Consider the following 19,518-nt stretch of genomic DNA (forward strand, 5'->3'; position numbering starts at 1 on the left):
GCCCTCTGTGACTGCCCCCGCCTCCCACCAATCCGTATACCTGCGCGACCTGCGCCTGGCCACAGCCCACGCGCTGGTTACCCACGCTGGCGGGGCGGTCCATTTGCCCACGGATTCGCCGACGCGTTACCTGCAGGCGCTGATCGACGAACTGTGTTCGCTGTCGCTGCGCGACCCGCTCACGGGGCTGGCCAACCGCCGCCATTTCCGCACCATTGCCGAGCGCGAGATCGACCGCGTGGCGCGCTCGGGCGAAGCGGCGCTGATGCTGATGCTGGACATCGACCATTTCAAGCAGATCAACGACCAGCACGGCCATATCGTCGGCGACCGGGTTCTGCAGTCGGTGGCCCGAACCCTGACCAGTTGCGTGCGCCCCATGGACACGCTGGCCCGCTACGGAGGCGAGGAGTTCGCCATCGTGCTGCCGGCCTGCCCTGCGACGTTCGGCCTGTCTGTGGCCGAGCGCATACGCAGCGCCATCGAGCGCATGCCGGTGGTCATCTCACCCACGTTGACACTGCAGATCACCATCAGCATCGGCGGCGCCTATGCGCTGCAGTGGATACGCAGCACCACGACCTTGTGGACCGAGCGTGCCGACAAACAGTTGTACCTGGCCAAGTCTGCCGGCCGCAACCGCGTGCACATTGAAGAACAACCAGACAGTACGGTAAGCGCGGAGGAAAAAAGCCTGCTTTTCGGACCTTTGTATGCCCCCTCCCCGTTTGACAATGGGCTGAATCCAGATATTGCAACCGATGTGGACCCCGAAGATGGACTCCGCTGATAGCCCGGTGGTAAGCGACAACGCCATTCCCCACCCCTCCCTGCCCGCTGCCGTTTCGATGAGCGATGCCGTGCGCGCCAAGCCGCGCGGACACATCATCGCCGTGACCAGCGGCAAGGGCGGCGTGGGCAAGACCTTCGTTTCGGCCAACCTGGCCGCAGCGCTGACACGCCATGGCCTCAAGGTCCTGGTGCTCGATGCCGACCTGGGCCTGGCCAACCTGGACGTGGTGCTCAACCTCTACCCCAAGGTCACGCTGCACGATGTGTTCACCGGCCGTTCCACGCTGGAGGAAGCCATCCTGCCCGCCCCCGGCGGCTACTCGGTGCTGCTGGCCGGCTCGGGGATGATCGAGTACTCGCGGCTCACGCCCGAGATCCGCCAGCAGTTCACGCACACCATCGAGACGCTGGCTCCTCGCTACGACATCGTGCTGCTGGACACGGGCGCGGGCATCTCCGACGTGGTGCTGTTCTCGGTGTCCATGGCCACCGAAGTGCTGGTCATCGCCACGCCCGAGCCCACCTCGCTGACCGACGCCTATGCAGCCATCAAGGTGCTTGCCATTCAGCAAAAGCGCCAGCAGATCCGCCTGGCCATCAACCAGGCCGCGCGTCCCGGCGATGGCCGCGCCATCACGGGTCAGCTCCAGCAGGTGCTCAACCGCTTTGTCAGCACGGCCTCCGGCGAGCCATTGCGGCTCACGCACCTGGGCGACATTCCCTCCGACCCGGCCGTGCGCGAGGCCGTGATGCGACGCCAGTTGCTGCTGCAATCCATGCCCGGTGCACCGGCTTCGCTGGCCGTGGCCCAGCTGGCCAATAAAATCAAGGCCCTGCTGGTGTCGGGCGGCTGATCGGGCCGCCCCTCGCCGGCGACCCGATCCAACCTGCGGCCCTTGCCGCCCCCCGCCTGCCTGCCTGTGCCCGATATCCTCAATATTTCCTGCTACAAGTTCACGCCGCTGCCCGACGCAGCGGCGCTGCGCGACACCCTGGCCGAACGCGCCCAGGCCCTTGCGCTCAAGGGCACCATCCTGCTGGCCGAGGAAGGCATCAACTTCTTCCTGGCAGGCCCCGCCCAGGCGGTGCACAGCTTCGTCGATCAGTTGCGCAGCGATGAGCGCTTTGCCGACCTGGCCCCCAAGGAAAGCTGGTCCGACACCGTGCCTTTCCGCAAGATGCTGGTCAAGGTCAAGCGCGAGATCATCCGCATGGACCACCCCACCATCCGCCCGGCAGAGGGTCGCGCGCCTTCTGTCAGCCCCGCCACGCTGCGCCGCTGGCTGCAGCAGGGCCACGATGACGAGGGCCGCGAGGTGGTGACGCTGGATACGCGCAACGACTTCGAGGTCGATGCCGGCGCCTTCAAGGGCACCATCGACTGGCGCATCACCAAGTTCACCGAATTCCCGCCCGCGCTGCGTGCCCACAAGGCCGAACTGGCCGGCAAGACCGTGGTCAGCTACTGCACGGGCGGCATACGCTGCGAGAAGGCCGCCATCCTCATGCAGGACGAAGGCCTGGACCATGTCTATCAGCTCGAGGGCGGCATCCTCAAGTACTTCGAGGAGACCGACGGCGCCTTCTATGACGGCGGCTGCTTCGTCTTCGACGAGCGCCGCGCCGTGGACGCGGACCTGGCGGCCGCCCCCCAGCTGGAGCATCCGCAGGCCCAGGAGACTCCGTCTGCATAGGCCGATCCCCCAGCCCTGACCTGAAGCCCGGGGCATGCACGCCACGCTTGCGGCGTGCACCACCAATGCGGCCATACCGGCTGCAGCATCGGCTGCCGTTCAACCCAGAGCACGCACCGAGTTGCTGAGCGAGCGGGCGCAGGCCAGCAGCCCTGGGCCCAGGCGGGCCTGCGCCTCCTCCACCGTCCATCGGCTGGTCGGCGCGACGATGTGCACGGCGGCCACGGGACGGCCATGGCTGCCGATGACGGGCGCGCCCAGCGTCATGTCGCCCAGAAAGAGTTCCTCCCGGTTGACGGCATAGCCGCGCTGACGCGCCTGGGCCAGCTCATCGAGGATGGCGGCCTCGTCCGTGATGGTGAAACGTGTGTGCGCGGTTCGCTCGCTCTGGCGCAGCAGGGCCAGGGCTTCTTCATCGGGCAGTGCGCTCAGCCAGGCACGCCCCGAGGCAGTGCAGTACATGGGGATGCGGCTTCCAATGGGCATGTGCACCGGCACAAACTGGGCGCTGATGAAGCGTGCCACATAGACCATCTCCAGCCCGTCGGGCTCGGTCAGGCAGGTGGTCTCGGTCGTGATCTTGGTCAGTTCCGAAAGATACGGATTGGCCAGGTCGATCACCGGGTTGGCCGCCAGGTAGTTGTAGCCCACGCGCATGACGCGCGGCGCGAGCTGGTAGCGCCGGGTTTGCGGATGCTTGCGGACGTAGCCCAACTGCTCCAGCGTGAACACCATGCGTTGCGCCGAGCTTTTGTTGATGCCCGCAGCGGCGGCCACATCGGCCAGCGTCATGCTCCGGTGCTGCGCGCTGAAGGCGCAGAGCACGGCCAGGCCCTTCTCCAGCGACTGGTTGAACAGGGGGTTGGCGTCGTCATCCATCGGTGACGAAGCGGGTTGAGACGGTGCTTGCATGGCGGCAAGTATAGGCATCCACATCAAAAGAATCGCATATCGATTTCTTTGAATTGCTTAGTGGTTTTCTCTTATTTCTTGAAGATTCATCCACATTGATCATTGGCACGTTTCCGAGAATTCTCCGCTGCAGGCGAGGGGCAGCCCCCAAGGTGACCTGTCCCTGCTCTTTCCTTCCGTCGTTCACGCCAAGGAGTCAGGCAATGCCAGGTTTTGTCCACCGCGTCCTCCACCTCGCCTTGGGCCTGTGTGCCGCCGGCGCCGTCGCGCTGGCTGCGGCGCAAGGCGGCAGCGCCCCGGCCAGCTACAACGTGGGCGCCACGCCCACAGGCATTCCGTTCACCTTTCTGGACGTCAAGAGCAACAGCATCCAGGGCATGATGGTCGACACCATGCAGGCCGTGGCCAAGGCCGGAGGCTTCCAGGCCCATGTGCAGCAGACCAGCTTTGCGGCGCTGATCCCCTCGCTCACATCCAGCAAGATCGACATCATCTCGGCGGCCATGCTCAAGACCGCCGCACGCCAGCAGGTGGTCGATTTCAGCGATGCGGTCTACTCCTACGGCGAGGGCCTGATCGTCAAGGCCGACGATGCCAAGGCCTATGTATCACTGGACGATCTCAAGGGCGAGGTCGTCGGTGCCCAGGTGGGCACGGTGTTCTACGACCTGCTGCAGAAAAAGGGCATCTTCAGGGAAGTGCGCAGCTACGACTCGGTAGCCGACATGACGCGCGACCTGGCGCTTGGCCGCATCAAGGCAGGGCTGGGTGACCAGCCCATCATTGCCTACCAGATACGCCAGCACAGCTTCCAGGGCGTGAAGCTGGCCGAAAGCTACAAGCCCTCCAACGTGGGGGATGTGTGCCTGGTGGTGCGCAAGGGAGACACCGAAACCCTGGCCCGCCTGAACAAGGCCATCGCCACCATCAAGGCAGACGGCACCCTGGCCCAGATCGTCAAGAAGTGGGGCATCTGAGGACATCGGACGCCCGTCGGATCGCCTCGCGCATCACCCCCTTTGCCGCGCAATGCACGGCAATGACACCTTCGAGGAAAGTACGCCATGCAAGCATTTGTGCAGCACGCGCGAGAGTTCCTGCCCATCCTGCTGCAAGGAGCGGTGGTCACGGTGCAGGTCACCGCGCTGTCGTTCCTGTTGTCCAGCGCGATCGGACTGGTGCTGGCGCTGGGCAAGCTCTCACCCGTGCGCGCCGTCTCGTGGGCCGCGTCGACCGTGGTCAATGTGATACGGGGCCTGCCCATCATCGTGCAGCTGTTCTACATCTACTTCGTGCTGCCCGAGGTCGGCATCCAGCTCACCGCCTTCCAGGCCGGGGTGATCGGCCTGGGCATTGCCTATTCGGCCTATCAGGCAGAAAACTTCCGCGCCGGCATCGAGGCGGTGGACCCAGGCCAGCGGGAAGCCGCATTGGCCATGGGCATGCGACCGGCCCTGCTCATGCGCCGCGTGGTGCTGCCGCAGGCATTCCGCATAGCGCTGCCGCCCTACGGCAACACCCTGGTGATGATGCTCAAGGACTCGTCCCTGGTCTCCACCATCACCGTGGCCGAGATGACGCGCCAGGGCCAGCTGATCGCAGCGTCCACCTTCCAGAACATGACGGTCTACACCCTGGTCGCCCTGCTCTACCTGGCCATGAGCCTGCCGCTGATATGGGGGCTCAGGCGTCTGGAGAAGCGCTTTGGAGCGGGAAGGAAGTCGCCATGATCGAGATCGATCACCTGGAAAAGGCCTACGGCGAGCATCGCGTGCTGCGGGGCGTCAACCTGCGCGTGGCACGTGGAGAGGTGGTGTGTCTGATCGGCCCTTCGGGTTCAGGCAAGTCCACGGTGCTGCGCTGCATCAACGGCCTGGAGTCGTACCAGGGCGGCGAGGTGCGCGCCTTCGGTGAGCGCGTGGACACACGCGCGCCGTCCATCCACGCGCTGCGCAGCCGCATGGGCATGGTCTTCCAGCGCTTCAACCTCTTCCCGCACCGCACCGTGGTGCAGAACGTGATGGAAGGCCCCATCCATGTGAAGGGCCAGGCGCCCGGCCAGGCCCATGCCGAGGCATTGGAGCTGCTGCGCAAGGTAGGTCTGGCAGACAAGGCACAGGCTTGGCCCGCACAGCTTTCGGGCGGGCAGCAGCAGCGGGTGGCCATTGCCCGCGCCCTGGCCATGAAGCCAGAGGCCATGCTGTTCGACGAACCCACTTCGGCCCTGGACCCCGAACTGGTAGGCGACGTGCTGGGCGTGATGCGCCAGCTGGCCGAAGAAGGCATGACGATGATCGTGGTCACGCACGAGATGGCCTTTGCTCGCGAGGTGGCCGACCGCGTGTGCTTTCTGCACGGCGGCACCATCGTGGAGGAAGGCCCTTCGGCCCAGTTGCTGGGCGCACCGCGCCATGCACGCACGCAGGACTTCCTGCGGCGCGTGCTGCACCAGCACTGTGCGCCATCAGAAGGTGCGGCATGAGGATGGCAGCTACCGCCTCCATCGCATCGTCTTCGTCGGTACGCCCCGTGCTGTCGCACCCGTCAGCGCCATCGCTGTGGGCGGCCACTGCACCCGCCGCACCGCCCACGCCACCGCTGGCAGCAGCGCTGACCACCACCGACGTGCTGGTGATCGGCGCGGGATATACCGGCCTGTCGGCAGCACTGCACCTGGCCGAAAGCGGCGCCAGCGTGTGCGTGCTTGACGCCCATGCTCCCGGCTGGGGCGCGTCGGGCCGCAACGGCGGCCAGGTGAACCCCACCCTCAAGTACGACCCCGACGAACTGCAGCGCATCCACGGCGCCGCTCGTGGCGAGCGGCTGATCGACGCCGTCTCCCGCTCGGCCGACCTTGTGTACGGGTTGATCGAACGCCACGGCATCGACTGTGCGCCCGTGCGCGCCGGCTGGCTGCAGGTCGGATACACCCAGCAGGCGGTGGACGGCATGCATGCGCGCGCCCGGCAGTGGGAGCGGCGCGGCGTGCGCGTGGAACTGCTGGACCGCACTGCCACGGCAGCACGCACCGGCACGCCCGCGTTTGCCGGCGGCTGGCTGGACGGCCGCGCCGGCGCCATACAGCCCCTGGCCTACGTGCGCGGACTGGTGCGCGCCGCACAGACCCTGGGCGCGCAGGTCCACAGCGGATCGCCCGTGCTGGCACTGGAGCGGCAGGGCACGGACCATTGGGCCGCCACCACGGCCCAGGGTCAACGCATACAGGCCAGGCAGGTGCTGCTGGCCACCAACGGCTATACCGATGGTCTGTGGCCTGGCCTGGCGCGCACGGTACTGGCAGCCAACAGCTTCATCGTGGCCACACAGCCCCTGGGCAAGGCGGGCGCGCACATCCTGCCCGGGGGCGAGACAGGCTCGACCTCGCAGCGCCTGCTGCTGTACTTTCGCAAGGACGCACAAGGCCGTCTGCTCATGGGCGGGCGCGGACATTTTGCGGACCCGCAGGGTGCAGGCGACTATGCCCACCTGGAACGCGCCGTGGCGCTGATGTTCCCCGGACTGGGCCCCCTCCAATACGAGTACCGCTGGGCAGGGCGCATCGCCGTCACACGCGACTTCATGCCCCACCTGCACCAGCCTGCCCCCGGCATCACCATGGCCCTGGGCTACAACGGCCGCGGCATTGCCATGGCCACCCTGCTGGGGCGGGAGGCGGCCGCGCTGATGGCCGGCGGAAATGCGCCGGCCTGCCCCTTTCCGGTAACGCCGGTTCAGCCGATACCGCTGCATGGGTTGCAACGGTTGTACATAGCGGCAGGGGTGGCTTGGTACAGCCTGCTGGATCGGCTGGGTGCGTGAGGTTCAGTGGAGCCGGCCGATCAAGCCGCGCCGGCCTGGCGCACCAGCCGCAGCGCCTGCTGCGCCACGCGCTCGCCGAACAGGCGCGCGGTCTCCAGGTCGCCCGGCAGCATCTCGGCGGCCGAGGCATCCGAGGCCGATTGCGCCATGGCGCCGCTGAAGGCGCCTATCCAGTTGAGGTCGTTGCGCTGCGCGGCGCGCGCGTTGGACGGCAGCATGCCGCTGCCCACCCACAGCCCGCCGTGCTGCATGGCCAGCTGGAACAGATAGTCCAGCGTGGTCTGCTTGTTGCCGTTGACGCTGGCACTGTTGGTGAAGCCGGCGAATAGCTTGTCCTTCCAGGCCTGCACGAACCACGGCTTGGACGAGGTATCGGCAAAGCGCTTGAACTGCCAGCTGGGCCCGCCCATGTAGGTGGGCGAGCCGAAGATGATGGCATCTGCCGCCGCCAGCAGCTCCCAGCCGCCGGCAGGCAGCTGGCCGTCGCTGTCTATGGCCAGCATGCGCGCACCCGCGCCATCGGCCACGGCCTGGGCCATGCGCTGGGTGTGCCCGTAACCCGAGTGGTAGACCACCACGATATCTGCCATACAAGAAATCCTCGGGCGCCGGCCACGGCTCCAGGCCGGCAGGCGCCACATTCATCGATCATCCACGCCAAAAGGCCCCACAGCGCTGCTGCGGGGCCCACTCAGGCCGGTAGCCTAACAAAAATAAAGGAGCTGGCGGCAGTGCGCGGGCCACTCAATGGAGCCGTGCATCCACACTCCAGCCACCGGCGCCATGGGCGGCAAAGCCCAGCAGGCCGCCCGTGACGGCGATGTTCTTCCAGAACAGCAGCTGCTGCATCATGGCCGCGTCAGCCGGCACGCTCCAGTAGGCATGGAAGAAGAAGCTGGCCACCAGCGTGAAGAAGGCCAGCGCCAGGGCCGCCCAGCGCGTGCACCAGCCCAGCAGCAGGGCCAGCCCGCCGACGATCTCCACCACCAGGGCCACGGCCACGCCGATCTGCGGCATGGGCATGCCCACCGAGGCCGCATAGCCCACCGTGCCGGCGAAGCCTCCGATTTTCTGAAAGCCCGCAGGCACGAACATCAGCGCGATCAGGATGCGGCCGGCCAGCGCCAGCGGGTTGCTCAGACGGTTCAGCATGATGGTTACTCCTCGTGAATGCTCAGGCTTGCAGATCGAACACCAGGACCTCGGACTGTTCCCCGTCGTGCAGGCGCAGTCGCGGTTCATTCTCCACAAGGGCCGCATCGCCCGTTGTCAGCCGTTGCCCATTGACGCTCAGCGCGCCGCGCACCAGGTGCACATAGGTTTTGCGGCCGGGGGGCAGCTCCATTTCGGCGTGCTCATCGCCGTCGAACAGGCCGGCATAGAGCCGGGCATCGGCATGGACGGTGACCGAGCCATCCGCGCCATCGGGCGAGGCCACCAGGCGCAGGCGGCCGCGCTTTTCCTCGTCGGCAAAGGCTTTCTGCGCATAGCCGGGCGCAATGCCCGTCTCGCTGGGCAGCAGCCAGATCTGCAGGAAATGCGTGGTCTGGCCCGGTGCGTGGTTGTGCTCGCTGTGCACCACGCCCGAGCCGGCGCTCATGCGCTGCACCTCTCCCGGCGAGATGGTCTGCTCATTGCCCATGCTGTCCTTGTGCGAGAGCCGGCCTTCGAGCACGTAGCTGATGATCTCCATGTCCTTGTGGCCATGGGCGCCAAAGCCCGTGCCCGGGGCGATATGGTCTTCATTGATCACGCGCAGGTTGCCAAAGCCCATGTGGCGCGGATCGTGATAGCCCGCAAACGAGAAGCTGTGGTGCGAGCGCAGCCAGCCGTGGTCGGCATGGCCGCGTTCGCGGGATTTGCGCAGGGCGATCATGTGTATGTCCCTTTCAACTGGTCAGATCTTCAAAACTCTTGCGTCGGTGACTCCACTGTAGAAGCCGCTGTAGCAGGCCAGGCACAGCGGGATTGATGGCATCATTCAAAGCTTTTGAATCCATAACGCCCCATGCCCAGCCCCCGCGACGTGCTCACTCCCGACAGCCTGGCCATGCTCCAGGCCATTGCCGAGGCCGGCAGCTTTGCCGCCGCCGCACGCCAGCTGGGCCTGGTGCCAAGTGCCCTGACCTACCGCGTGCGCCAGATAGAGGATGCGCTGGACGTGCTGCTGTTCGACCGCCGCTCGCGCCACGCCCAGCCCACCGAGGCCGGCCGGGAGCTGCTGCGCGAAGGCACCCGGCTGCTGCATGAGATCGACACCGTGGCCCACCGCGTGCGCCGTGTGGCCACGGGCTGGGAGCCGCATCTGACCATCGTGGTGGACGGCGCCGTGGCGCGCACGCCCATGCTGGAACTGGTCGAGGCCTTCTACGCCATGCAGCCGCCCACGCGGCTGAAGCTGCGCGACGGCATCCTCACCGGCACGCTGGAGACGCTGACCTCGGGCCGCGCCGACCTGGCCATCGGCGTGGCCGTCAACTCCAGCAACGTGGCGGGCCTGCAGGCCTGCGAACTGGGCGAGCTGGACTTCGTCTTTGCCGTGGCGCCCCACCATCCGCTGGCCACGGCGCCCGAGCCCATCACCGACGCGACGCTGCTGCAGCACCGCATCATCGCCGTGGCCGATTCAGGCCTGCGCGACAGCGCCAGCATGGGCCTGCTCAGCGGCCAGGACATCTTCACCGTGGACTCCATGCAGGCCAAGATCGAGGCACAGGTGCGCGGCATAGGCTGCGGCTTCCTGCCCCATTTCATGGCCGACGTCTATGTGCAGGCCGGCCTGCTGGTAACGCGCCAGGTCGCCCGGCCCTCGCGCAATGTGCGCATGCACTACGCATGGTCCTGCCCGCCGCAGCAGGACCCGCCGCGCGCGCTGCAGTGGTGGCTGCAGCAGCTGGAAAGCCCCGCCACGCGCCGCGCTCTCATGGAAAATCATCACCGACATTGAGCTGGCGCACGCCGCCGGGCGGTCTGTGCGGGTGTAGAGTGGTTACAGGTCCCGGCCTGCTCCGCCGCTGCGGCGAAGCAGGCCGGCAAGGACATGCTTCCCGGAATCTGCCACTGCCCGCAAAGGTCTGCTCCATGAACGCTTCCCGCGCCGCCTCCAAGTCCACGGTCAAGAAAAAGGCCACCAAGCCCCCCGAAGCCTCCAAGGCGCGCCCCAAGGCCGGCGCGCGCCGCATCGCCGTGATCGGTGCCGGCATGGCGGGCCTGGCCTGCGCCCGCACGCTGATGCAGGCCGGCCACGATGTCCATGTCTACGAACGGCTGCCCCAGGTGGGCGGGCGCATGCGCTCCGTCAACGCCGCGCATGGCGCCTTCGACATCGGCGCGCAGTATTTCACCGTGCGCGACAAGCGCTTCGAGCTGGCCCTGCAGACCGTGCCCGGCCTGTGCCGCCCCTGGAGCGTGAGCACGCTGCGCGTGCTGGATGCGCAGGGTCGCCAGTCCAGCGCCGCACCCGCACCCACCGAGGCCCATTGGGTGGCCACGCCCGACATGCAGGCCCTGCCCATGGCCTGGGCCGCGCCGCTGTGGGACGCCGACCGCCTGCATCTGGGCCAGCGCGTGACCAAGCTCGAACGCCAGCCCGGCTCGCGCGGCTGGAGCCTGCATGTGGAGACGACCGAGCCGACCACGCAGATCCGCACGGGATTCGATGAAGTGATACTCGCCCTGCCCGCGCCCCAGGCGCGCCAGCTGCTGCAGACCACGCCCCTGGCCCTGTCGCTGGTGCAGGGCATGGCGGCCGTGGAGATGGCACCCTGCTGGGCGCTGACGCTGTCCTATCCCATGGCCACCGAGGCCGGCCTGTCCACCCTGGGCCCACAGTGGAATGCAGCCCGTACCACCCATGAGCGTGCAGTCTGGGTGGCGCGCGAATCGTCCAAGCCGGGACGCTCCCAGAGCGAGCGATGGACCGTGCTGGCCAGCCCCCAATGGTCCCAGGAGCACCGCTCCGACGACGCGCCCCGCGTGCTGGCCAAGATGCAGAAGGCCTTTGGCGAGATCACGCGCATCCGCATCCCCCCCCGCCATGCCAGCGTCTATCTCTGGCCCCATGCCCAGACCCTGTCGCCGCTGGGCAGCAGCCATTTGCGCAACAAGGACGCCGGCCTGGGCCTGTGCGGCGACTGGTGCATTGGCCGCCGTGTCGAGGATGCCTTCGTCTCGGGGCTGGAGATGGCGCTGGCCATGGTTGCGGACTGAGCCGGGGCAGTGTCCGGCTCCCAGGTCATGGCAAGGGGCGGCGCGAGGCTTTAACATCCGGCCCCGATGATTTGCGCCGTCCCTCAGTCCCCCGATCCCGGCATTGCCACCGCGGCCTCCCCCTATGTGGGCCGCTTTGCGCCCTCGCCCACGGGCCTGCTGCACGCAGGCTCCCTGGTGGCAGCGCTGGCCAGCTGGCTGGATGCCCGGGCCCACGGCGGGCGCTGGCTGGTGCGCATCGAGGACATAGACCCCCCGCGCTGCCAGCCCGGTGCCGACATGGCCATCCTGGGCCAGCTCGCCGCCTGCGGCCTGCTGCCCGACGAGGAGCCGGTCTGGCAATCCCGCCGCGGCGCCCTCTACGAGGCCGCTGTGGAGCAGCTCAAGGCCAGCGGCCTGGCCTATCCCTGCGGCTGCACACGCAAGGACATCGAGGCCGCCTGGGACCGCCTGGGCTGGATCCATGAACGCCATGTGGAGCGCCCCTACCCCGGCACCTGCCGCGACGGCCTGCATGGCAAGAGCCCCCGCGCCTGGCGCTTTGCGCTGGACCACTTTGCCGGCCGCCACCCCGTGCTGCACTGGCAGGACCGCCGCATGGGCGCCCAGCAGCAGGACGTGACCCACAGCGTCGGCGACTTCGTGCTGCGCCGGGCCGATGGCCTGTGGGCCTATCAGCTGGCCGTGGTCGTCGATGACGGCCTGCAGGGCGTCACCCATGTGGTGCGCGGCGCCGACCTTGCCGACAATACGCCCCGCCAGATGCTGCTGCAGCGCGCCCTGGGCCTGCCCGCCCCGCAGTACCTGCATACGCCGCTGGTGCTCATGCCTGACGGCGAGAAACTTTCCAAGCAGCACGGCGCCCCCGCCCTGGACCTGAGCGTCCCCCTGGCCACGCTTCGCACCGCCGCCACCCACCTGGGCCTGCCCCAGCCTTCTCCACAGACCGCATTGGGCGAAGCGCTGCAGTTCTGGGTACGGAGCTGGCGCCATACATACAATTGAGCCCGTGAACCCAATTCCTTCCTCCCACGCCGAGCAGTCCCTGGACGGCGACATCCCGAACACCATGCCCGCTGCCTCCGGCACGCCGCATGATTGCCCTTCACCCTCCACGCCTGCGGCCGCGCGTAGCGGCCAGCCGCCCGAGGGCGTGGCCCATCCCAAGACCATCAAGAGCTATGTGCGCCGCGCCGGCCGCACCACGACCGGCCAGGCCAAGGCCTTCGAGGAACTGGGCCCGCGCTTCGTGCTCAACTACCAAGCCGCGCCGCTGGACGCCGCAGCCACCTATGGCCGCCAGGGCCGGCTGATCCTGGAGATCGGCTTCGGCATGGGCGAGGCCACGGCACACATTGCGCGCGTGCGCCCCGACGACAACTTCCTATGCTGCGAGGTGCACGAGCCTGGCGTGGGCGCCCTGCTCAAGCGCATTGGCGAGCAGGACATCACCAACATCCGCATCCTGCAGCACGACGCCGTCGAAGTCATAGACAACATGCTGCCCGAGGCCAGCCTCGACGGCGTGCACATCTTCTTTCCCGATCCCTGGCACAAGAAGAAGCACAACAAGCGCCGCCTGATCCAGGAGCCGCTGGTGGCCAAGCTGGCGCGCCGGCTGCGCCCCGGTGGCTACATCCACTGCGCCACCGACTGGGAACCCTACGCAGTGCAGATGCTGGAAGTGCTGGGCGCCGAGCCCCTGCTGGCCAACACGGCACAAGGCTATGCCGCCAAGCCCGACTACCGGCCGCTGACCAAGTTCGAGAACCGCGGCATCCGCCTGGGCCACGGCGTATGGGATCTGGTGTTTGAGCGCCGCTGAGCCGGTCGCGCCCTCCTCCAAGACAAGGCCTCGCATGCAGCCATTGCTACAGAATCTGGTCGAGATGACGGCCCACCGGGACCATCTGCGATTGGAAATCTCGGTGCTGTCCACCTTGTTCAAGCTCAACGGCGTGGTGCAGGTGCGGGCGCTGGAGCTGTTCGCCATGCCTGACGGCAGGCACTGCGTGCGTGCGCGCACCTGGAGCCAGGGCGATGAGGTCATGTCCACCGATGCCGAGGCCCTGTACGACCCGCAGAGCGTGGAGCTGTCCTCCATGCCCTCGCTGCAGCAGGCCCTGCAGCAGCGCGCCCTGGTCGCCTCGGCCGTGCAGCCCGATGGCCGCCATGTGCTGTGGCTGCCGCTGTGGCGCCAGGAGACGGCCTACCACTGCCTGGAGATTGCCCAGTCCACGGCCTTCTCGCCCAGCCGGCTGGATGTGATCCAGGGCATCTTCGGCGTCTATCACAACTACCAGAGCCTGCTGGACTACAGCGAGCGCGACGCGCTGACCGGTCTGCTCAACCGCAAGACCTTCGACGAGCAGTTCCTGCGCCTGTCTCTGCAGGAGCCGCCGGCAGCCATGCCTGGCGTGGCCACGCAAGATGTTCCGGGCCAGTGGCTGGCCGCCATCGACATCGACCATTTCAAGCGCATCAACGACCGCTTCGGCCATCTGTATGGCGACGAGGTGCTGATCCTGGTGGCCAACATCCTGCGCAGCTGCTTCGATGCCAAGGACCGCGTATTCCGCTTCGGCGGAGAGGAGTTCGTGGTGCTGCTGCGCTCGGTCAGCCTGGCCAATGCGCGCAAGGCGCTGGAGCGCCTGCGCCACGATGTGGAGAGCTACGAGTTTCCCCAGGTCGGCCGCATCACCGTGAGCGCGGGATTTGCCGCCATGGGCACGGGCGCGCCCGTGGAGGTTCTGGGGCATGCCGACCAGGCGCTCTACCACGCCAAGGAACATGGCCGCAACCAGACCTGGTACTACGGCGACCTGATCACCCAGGGATTGCTGGCACCCCAGGTGAACAGCAACGACATCGAACTGTTCTGAGCCCGACCTGAGGTCAGGCCGTGTCGGCCACGCGCACGCAGTCGCGCCCGGCGTGCTTAGCCTCGTAGAGCATGGCATCGGCACGCTGCAGCAGTTGCTGCACGCCCTCGCCGCCACGCAATTGGGCCACGCCAAAGCTGGCCGTCAGCATCAGATCCAGCCCGTGGACATGCACGGGCATGGTGCGCACGGTCTCGCGCAGTTGACCGGCCAGTGCCCCGGCCCGGGCCGCAGCGACACCAGGGATCACGATCAGGAACTCCTCCCCGCCGTAGCGCGCCATCCAGTGCGCCGACGAATCCAGCTCCAGCGCACGCTGGCAGCGCAGCGCCACCTCGCGCAGCGCGGCGTCGCCAGCGGCATGGCCGTGCCTGTCGTTCACCCGCTTGAAGTGGTCCACGTCCACGAACATCACGCTCAGCGCCGCGCCCCGGTCCCGGCTCTGGACGACCTCGGTCGCCAGGCGCTCGTCCATGGCGCGCCGGTTGAGGCAGCCGGTCAGCGCGTCGGTCAGCGACATGCGCTTGACCTCTTCCACCAGCTCCTGCAGTTGCCCGGTGCGCTGGGCCACCAGCAGGTCCAGATGCTCGATGTGGCCGCGCAGGTCATGCTGCAGCTGGGCAAAGCCCTGCACCACCAGATCGATCTCGTCGTGCTGGCCGCGCCGGGTCCGCTCCAGCACCAGTGGCCGCGACAGCTCGTTGGGCTTGAGGCTGGCCGCAAAGCCTGCAATCTGCTGCAGCGGCTGGCGAAGTTCGCGGCGCATCACCCAGGCCACCATCAGGCAGACCAGGGCCGTGAACAGCGCATAGCCCAGCAGCACGCGCAGCGTGGAGTCGCGCAGCACCTCCAGGTAGTGGCCCCGGTTTTCCCAGACCTGCAACTCACCCAGCGGCAGGCTGGACTGGCTGTGCCTGGGCGCCGCAATGGCCATGGACACGGCGGGGGCCTGGCCATCCCTGGGCTCGCCGGCCTCGTACATCTCGCCCGTGGAGGTGACGCGCAGCTGCACATGGCCGACCAGGGGCAGCCGGCCCAGCCACTGCACCTGCTCGTGCACCAGGGCAGGCTCTATATCCCACAGCGCTGCCGACAGCGAGATCATGCTGTTGGTCACCACCGTCTCCATGGAACGGCGAAACTCCTGCTGCCCCTTGCGGTACTCCCACCAGGCGTGGGCACCGCCGAACACCAGCATGCAGGCCACGGCCAGCAGCATGATGCGCACAATCAGCAAGGAGGCGATCGAACGGAAGCGGGGCATGGAAGGCGCTCAGCGCAGCAGGTGCTTCAACTCGAATCCGTAGCGCCGCAGCCGGGGATTGAGGTGCTTGCTGTAGCTGCGAAAGTCCAGCGGAGCCAGGGGCGCGCTGATCCTGTGCTCGTAGCGGTCGATCTGGGACTTGTCCAGCAAGGCGAACATGGGCCGCACCTGCTCCAGCCCTTCGGTGGCGAAATCGCTGCCGTGCGCATGGTCGTACAGCATGACCAGGGCCCAGGCGCCCGTGAGGAAATGGCCGCCCGCCAATGCGCTCAGCTCGCCCGTGCGCAGCGCCGTCATGGCGGCGGCCGATGAATTGATGGCACTGAAGAAGGCATCGTGCCCGGGCGCTCCCCCGCGCGCACGCCAGGCCTGCATGGCGCCAAAGGCCATCTCGTCGTTGCCGGCCCACACCAGGCGCACTTCGGGATAGCGCTGGAACAGCACGGCCGCCTGCTGCTCGGCGCGTTCGCGGCGCCATTCGCCAAAGACTTCCTGCTGCAGCACCACGTCGCCGGCCTCGGCCGCTGCGCGGCGCATGCCGGCATTGCGCTCCACCGACGAGGGCGTGGAGCGGTCGCCGGCAATGGCCACCATGTGCAGCCGGCCATCGGCCGCACGCGCGTGGCCCGACGCCCGCGCGGCGGCGAACAAGGCCTTGGCCGTGAGGTAGCCGGCCTCTTCGGCGCCCGGCTCCAGGCTGCCCAGCCAGTGGCGATAGCGCTCTCGCGCCACGCCGGTCTGGCCACGCAATGTCTCGGGCACGCCACTGAAGGCCATGAAGCTGTCTATGCCTGCCGCCTCCAGCGTGCGCAGGATTTCGGGCGCCACGCTGTAGTCGTTGGTGAACATCACGTAGCGGGGCCGCTGCGCCTTGGGCAGGGCCGCGATCTGCCGCGCGATCTCGATGGGGCGCAGGTGGTCGCGCTGCGCATAGCGCACCTGCAGCTGCATGCCCAGGCTGCTGGCCGCGTCCTGCATGGCCTCGCTGACCGTGGTCCAGTAGCGCTCGTCGGACCGGCCGGGGTTGATGAAGACCACGCTTTGCGCGGCGGCAGCGGCCGATTGCGCCACCACGCCCATCACGCACGCCATGCGCAGCGCCCACGGCAAGACGCCCCGGTGGAGGAATCCACCGGGGCGTCCCGAAGCGGGAGCAGCAGCAATCATCTGCCGCGCAGCTGGATCAGGCGCGCTCTGCCACCCAGGCCTGCACGGCGGCCAGCGCGGCCGGCAGGCCCGCTGCATCCGTGCCACCGGCCATGGCCATGTCGGGCTTGCCGCCGCCCTTGCCGCCGACCTGGCTGGCCACGAAGTTCACCAGCTCGCCAGCCTTGATGCGCGAGGTCTCGGCCTTGGTCACGCCGGCAGCCAGCTGCACCTTGTCGCCATCGACCGCCGCCAGCACGATGGCGGCGGCGCCCAGCTTGTCCTTGAGCTTGTCCATGGTCTCGCGCAGGGTCTTGGCATCGGCGCCTTCCAGCCTGGCGGCCAGCACCTTGATGCCCTTGACGTCGACGGCCTGACCGGCCAGTTCGTCGCCCTGGCTGGAAGCGAGCTTGCCCTTGAGCGCAGCCACTTCCTTCTCCAGCGCACGGATCTGCTCCAGCGCGCCGCCGATGCGGGTGTTCAGCTCGGCCGTCGGCGCCTTCAGCGCAGCGGCCGCCTGGTCCACCGTGGATTCCAGCGATTGCAGGTAGGCCAGCGCGTTCTCGCCGGTCACCGCCTCGATGCGGCGCACGCCAGCGGCCACGCCGCCTTCGCCCACCACCTTGAACAGGCCGATGTCGCCTGTGCGCTGCACGTGGGTGCCGCCGCACAGCTCGCGGCTGGTGCCGATGTCCAGCACGCGCACGGAGTCGCCGTACTTCTCGCCGAACAGCATCATGGCGCCCGTGGCCTTGGCCGATTCGATGTCCATCACCCGCGCGTCGGTGGGCGTGTTGGCCAGGATCTCGGCGTTCACGCGGCGCTCGATCTCGCGGATCTCGGCAGCGGTCACGGCCTGGTTGTGGGCAAAGTCGAAGCGCGTGCGCTCGGCGTTGACCAGCGAGCCCTTTTGCTGCACGTGGTCGCCCAGCACTTCGCGCAGGGCCTTGTGCATGATGTGCGTGACCGAGTGGTTGCGCATGGTGGCGGCACGCAGCTGCGTGTCCACCTCGGCCTGCACGGCATCGCCCACCTTCAGGCTGCCGGACTCCAGCACGCCATGGTGGCCGAACACATCGGCCTTGATCTTGAGCGTGTCCTCGACCGCGAAGCGCGCGCCTGCGGTGCTGATCACGCCCTGGTCGCCCACCTGGCCGCCGGACTCGGCGTAGAAGGGTGTGGTGTCGAGCACGACCACGCCGCTCTGGCCGGCCTTGAGTTCCTGCACGGCGCAGCCTTCGGCATACAGTGCCACCACCTTGGCGGCCTCGGCCAGCTTCTGGTAGCCGGTGAAGGCATTGGCCTGGCCCGTGTACTCGAGGGCGCGGTCCATCTTGAACTTGCCAGCCGCGCGGGCCTTGTTCTTCTGTTCTTCCATGGCGGCCTGAAAGCCTGCCTCGTCCACGCCCAGGCCACGCTCGCGGCAGACGTCGTTGGTCAGGTCCAGCGGGAAGCCGTAGGTGTCGTGCAGCTTGAAGGCCACGTCGCCGGGCAGCACCTTGGCGCCACCGGCCAGCGCCGCATCCAGGATTTCCATGCCGTTGGCCAGGGTCTCGAAGAAGCGTTCTTCCTCGACCTTGAGCACTTCGGTGATGCGCGCTTCCTGCTCGCGGATCTTGGGATAGGCGTCGCCCATCACGGCCACGAGGTCCTTGACCAGCTTGTGGAAGAACGGCGTCTTCTGGCCCAGCTTGTAGCCGTGGCGGATGGCGCGGCGCACGATGCGGCGCTGCACGTAGCCGCGGCCTTCGTTGGACGGGATCACGCCGTCGGCCACCAGGAAGGAGGTGGCGCGGATGTGGTCGGCAATGACCTTGAGCGACGGGGTCTCGAGGTCGGCAATGTGCGTCTCGCGCGCAGCCGCCTTGATCAGTGCCTGGAACAGGTCGATCTCGTAGTTGCTGTGCACATGCTGCAGGATGGCGGCCAGGCGCTCCAGGCCCATGCCGGTATCCACGCAGGGGGCGGGCAGCGGCTTGACGTTGCCCTGTTCGTCCATGTCGAACTGCATGAACACGTTGTTCCAGATCTCGATGAAGCGGTCGCCGTCTTCGTCAGGGCTGCCCGGAGGGCCGCCGGCCACGTGCGCGCCGTGGTCGTAGAAGATTTCCGAGCAGGGGCCGCAGGGGCCGGTGTCGGCCATCATCCAGAAGTTGTCGCTCTTGTAGCGGCCGCCCTTGTTGTCGCCGATGCGGATCACGCGCTCGGGCGGCAGGCCGATTTCCTTGGTCCAGATGTCGTAGGCCTCGTCGTCCTCGGCGTAGACCGTGGCCAGCAGGCGCTCCTTGGGCAGCTTGTAGACCTCGGTCAGCAGTTCCCAGGCCCACTTGAGCGACTCGCGCTTGAAGTAGTCGCCAAAGGACCAGTTGCCCAGCATCTCGAAGAAGGTGTGGTGGCGGGCGGTGTAGCCCACGTTTTCCAGGTCGTTGTGCTTGCCGCCTGCGCGCAGGCAGGTCTGCACCGAGGTGGCACGCGTGTAGGGGCGCTTGTCGGTACCCAGGAACACGTCCTTGAACTGGACCATGCCCGAGTTGGTGAACATCAGCGTCGGGTCGTTGCCGGGCACCAGGGGGCTCGACTCCACGATGGTGTGGCCCTTGGATGCGAAAAAGTCCAGAAAGCTCTTGCGAATGTCGGCAACGGTGAAAGTGGGTGTGCTCATGGTGTCTAGGAGTTCGGAGCGCGCACGCGGGGCGCTGTCCCTGGCGGGAGGGTGTCCCGTCGGGACCAACGCGCATTATAGGTTTGCCCCATCGTCGCGGCAGCGAGCCCTGCCTAGCCTCCATCACGCACGTGGCCA

General features: G+C 67.6%; 19 protein-coding genes. 12 read left to right on the forward strand and 7 right to left on the reverse strand.

Annotated features, from left to right (window positions below; genetic code table 11):
- Window positions 1–7 precede the first annotated feature (7 nt).
- From ACF8ML_RS16445 to ACF8ML_RS16455, 3 genes are all read left to right on the forward strand, one after another.
- A complete protein-coding gene (locus tag ACF8ML_RS16445) occupies window positions 8–790 on the forward strand; it encodes a GGDEF domain-containing protein (RefSeq protein ID WP_017403908.1) in 783 nt (260 codons plus the stop codon).
- On the forward strand, window positions 777–1,646 hold the full coding sequence (locus tag ACF8ML_RS16450) for a MinD/ParA family protein (RefSeq protein WP_016447162.1): 870 nt from the start codon (window positions 777–779) through the stop codon (window positions 1,644–1,646). Before ACF8ML_RS16445 ends, ACF8ML_RS16450 begins: the two co-directional genes overlap by 14 nt.
- A gap of 66 nt (window positions 1,647–1,712) precedes the next feature.
- Window positions 1,713–2,486, forward strand: coding sequence for a sulfurtransferase (locus ACF8ML_RS16455; RefSeq protein WP_046239833.1), 774 nt, complete (start codon window positions 1,713–1,715; stop codon window positions 2,484–2,486).
- A gap of 99 nt (window positions 2,487–2,585) precedes the next feature.
- On the opposite strand, the gene ACF8ML_RS16460 is transcribed toward ACF8ML_RS16455, so the two are convergent.
- Entirely contained in the window at window positions 2,586–3,365 is a 780-nt protein-coding gene (locus ACF8ML_RS16460) for an IclR family transcriptional regulator (RefSeq protein ID WP_392407565.1), read from the reverse strand.
- Between the two features lie 236 nt (window positions 3,366–3,601).
- Here ACF8ML_RS16460 and ACF8ML_RS16465 point away from each other — a divergent pair, with 236 nt between their 5' ends.
- The 4 genes from ACF8ML_RS16465 (at window position 3,602) to ACF8ML_RS16480 (ending at window position 7,217) form a co-directional block, all read left to right on the forward strand.
- Window positions 3,602–4,375 carry an ABC transporter substrate-binding protein gene (locus ACF8ML_RS16465; protein ID WP_016451665.1) on the forward strand — a complete coding sequence of 258 codons (774 nt, stop codon included), beginning with the start codon at window positions 3,602–3,604 and terminating at the stop codon, window positions 4,373–4,375.
- A gap of 87 nt (window positions 4,376–4,462) precedes the next feature.
- On the forward strand, window positions 4,463–5,128 hold the full coding sequence (ehuD, locus tag ACF8ML_RS16470) for an ectoine/hydroxyectoine ABC transporter permease subunit EhuD (RefSeq protein WP_392407429.1): 666 nt from the start codon (window positions 4,463–4,465) through the stop codon (window positions 5,126–5,128).
- Window positions 5,125–5,880, forward strand: a complete 756-nt coding sequence (locus ACF8ML_RS16475) for an amino acid ABC transporter ATP-binding protein (RefSeq protein ID WP_046239829.1) — start codon at window positions 5,125–5,127, stop codon at window positions 5,878–5,880. The genes ehuD and ACF8ML_RS16475 overlap by 4 nt, the downstream gene beginning before the upstream one ends.
- A 2-nt stretch (window positions 5,881–5,882) precedes the next feature.
- Window positions 5,883–7,217, forward strand: a complete 1,335-nt coding sequence (locus ACF8ML_RS16480) for an NAD(P)/FAD-dependent oxidoreductase (protein ID WP_392407567.1) — start codon at window positions 5,883–5,885, stop codon at window positions 7,215–7,217.
- 20 nt (window positions 7,218–7,237) lie between these two features.
- Here the strand turns inward: ACF8ML_RS16480 and ACF8ML_RS16485 are convergent, their stop codons facing one another.
- The 3 genes from ACF8ML_RS16485 to ACF8ML_RS16495 form a co-directional block, all read right to left on the reverse strand.
- On the reverse strand, window positions 7,238–7,807 hold the full coding sequence (locus ACF8ML_RS16485) for a flavodoxin family protein (protein ID WP_392407430.1): 570 nt from the start codon (window positions 7,805–7,807) through the stop codon (window positions 7,238–7,240).
- A gap of 154 nt (window positions 7,808–7,961) precedes the next feature.
- Window positions 7,962–8,369 carry a DoxX family protein gene (locus ACF8ML_RS16490; RefSeq protein ID WP_126311443.1) on the reverse strand — a complete coding sequence of 136 codons (408 nt, stop codon included), beginning with the start codon at window positions 8,367–8,369 and terminating at the stop codon, window positions 7,962–7,964.
- Window positions 8,370–8,391: 22 nt separating this feature from the next.
- Window positions 8,392–9,093, reverse strand: a complete 702-nt coding sequence (locus ACF8ML_RS16495) for a pirin family protein (RefSeq protein ID WP_016451660.1) — start codon at window positions 9,091–9,093, stop codon at window positions 8,392–8,394.
- A gap of 132 nt (window positions 9,094–9,225) precedes the next feature.
- Here ACF8ML_RS16495 and ACF8ML_RS16500 point away from each other — a divergent pair, with 132 nt between their 5' ends.
- From ACF8ML_RS16500 to ACF8ML_RS16520, 5 genes are all read left to right on the forward strand, one after another.
- Entirely contained in the window at window positions 9,226–10,164 is a 939-nt protein-coding gene (locus ACF8ML_RS16500) for a LysR family transcriptional regulator (protein WP_016447172.1), read from the forward strand.
- Window positions 10,165–10,298: 134 nt separating this feature from the next.
- Window positions 10,299–11,426 carry an NAD(P)/FAD-dependent oxidoreductase gene (locus ACF8ML_RS16505; RefSeq protein WP_016447173.1) on the forward strand — a complete coding sequence of 376 codons (1,128 nt, stop codon included), beginning with the start codon at window positions 10,299–10,301 and terminating at the stop codon, window positions 11,424–11,426.
- A gap of 66 nt (window positions 11,427–11,492) precedes the next feature.
- Window positions 11,493–12,431, forward strand: a complete 939-nt coding sequence (gluQRS, locus tag ACF8ML_RS16510; protein WP_016447174.1) for a tRNA glutamyl-Q(34) synthetase GluQRS — start codon at window positions 11,493–11,495, stop codon at window positions 12,429–12,431.
- Window positions 12,432–12,495: 64 nt separating this feature from the next.
- Window positions 12,496–13,251: a tRNA (guanosine(46)-N7)-methyltransferase TrmB gene (gene trmB, locus ACF8ML_RS16515; protein WP_392407569.1), complete on the forward strand. Its 756-nt coding sequence runs from the start codon at window positions 12,496–12,498 to the stop codon at window positions 13,249–13,251.
- A 34-nt stretch (window positions 13,252–13,285) separates the two neighbouring features.
- Window positions 13,286–14,308, forward strand: coding sequence for a GGDEF domain-containing protein (locus ACF8ML_RS16520; protein WP_016447176.1), 1,023 nt, complete (start codon window positions 13,286–13,288; stop codon window positions 14,306–14,308).
- A 13-nt stretch (window positions 14,309–14,321) separates the two neighbouring features.
- On the opposite strand, the gene ACF8ML_RS16525 is transcribed toward ACF8ML_RS16520, so the two are convergent.
- From ACF8ML_RS16525 to alaS, 3 genes are all read right to left on the reverse strand, one after another.
- Window positions 14,322–15,572 (reverse strand): GGDEF domain-containing protein, encoded by a 1,251-nt coding sequence (locus ACF8ML_RS16525; RefSeq protein WP_392407431.1) that lies wholly within the window; start codon window positions 15,570–15,572, stop codon window positions 14,322–14,324.
- A 9-nt stretch (window positions 15,573–15,581) separates the two neighbouring features.
- Window positions 15,582–16,664, reverse strand: coding sequence for an ABC transporter substrate-binding protein (locus ACF8ML_RS16530; protein ID WP_016447178.1), 1,083 nt, complete (start codon window positions 16,662–16,664; stop codon window positions 15,582–15,584).
- A 91-nt stretch (window positions 16,665–16,755) separates the two neighbouring features.
- Window positions 16,756–19,380, reverse strand: a complete 2,625-nt coding sequence (alaS, locus tag ACF8ML_RS16535) for an alanine--tRNA ligase (protein ID WP_047327365.1) — start codon at window positions 19,378–19,380, stop codon at window positions 16,756–16,758.
- Window positions 19,381–19,518 lie beyond the last annotated feature (138 nt).

Source organism: Delftia sp. WSY_10 (assembly GCF_043104705.1).
Lineage (GTDB): Bacteria > Pseudomonadota > Gammaproteobacteria > Burkholderiales > Burkholderiaceae_C > Comamonas > Comamonas tsuruhatensis.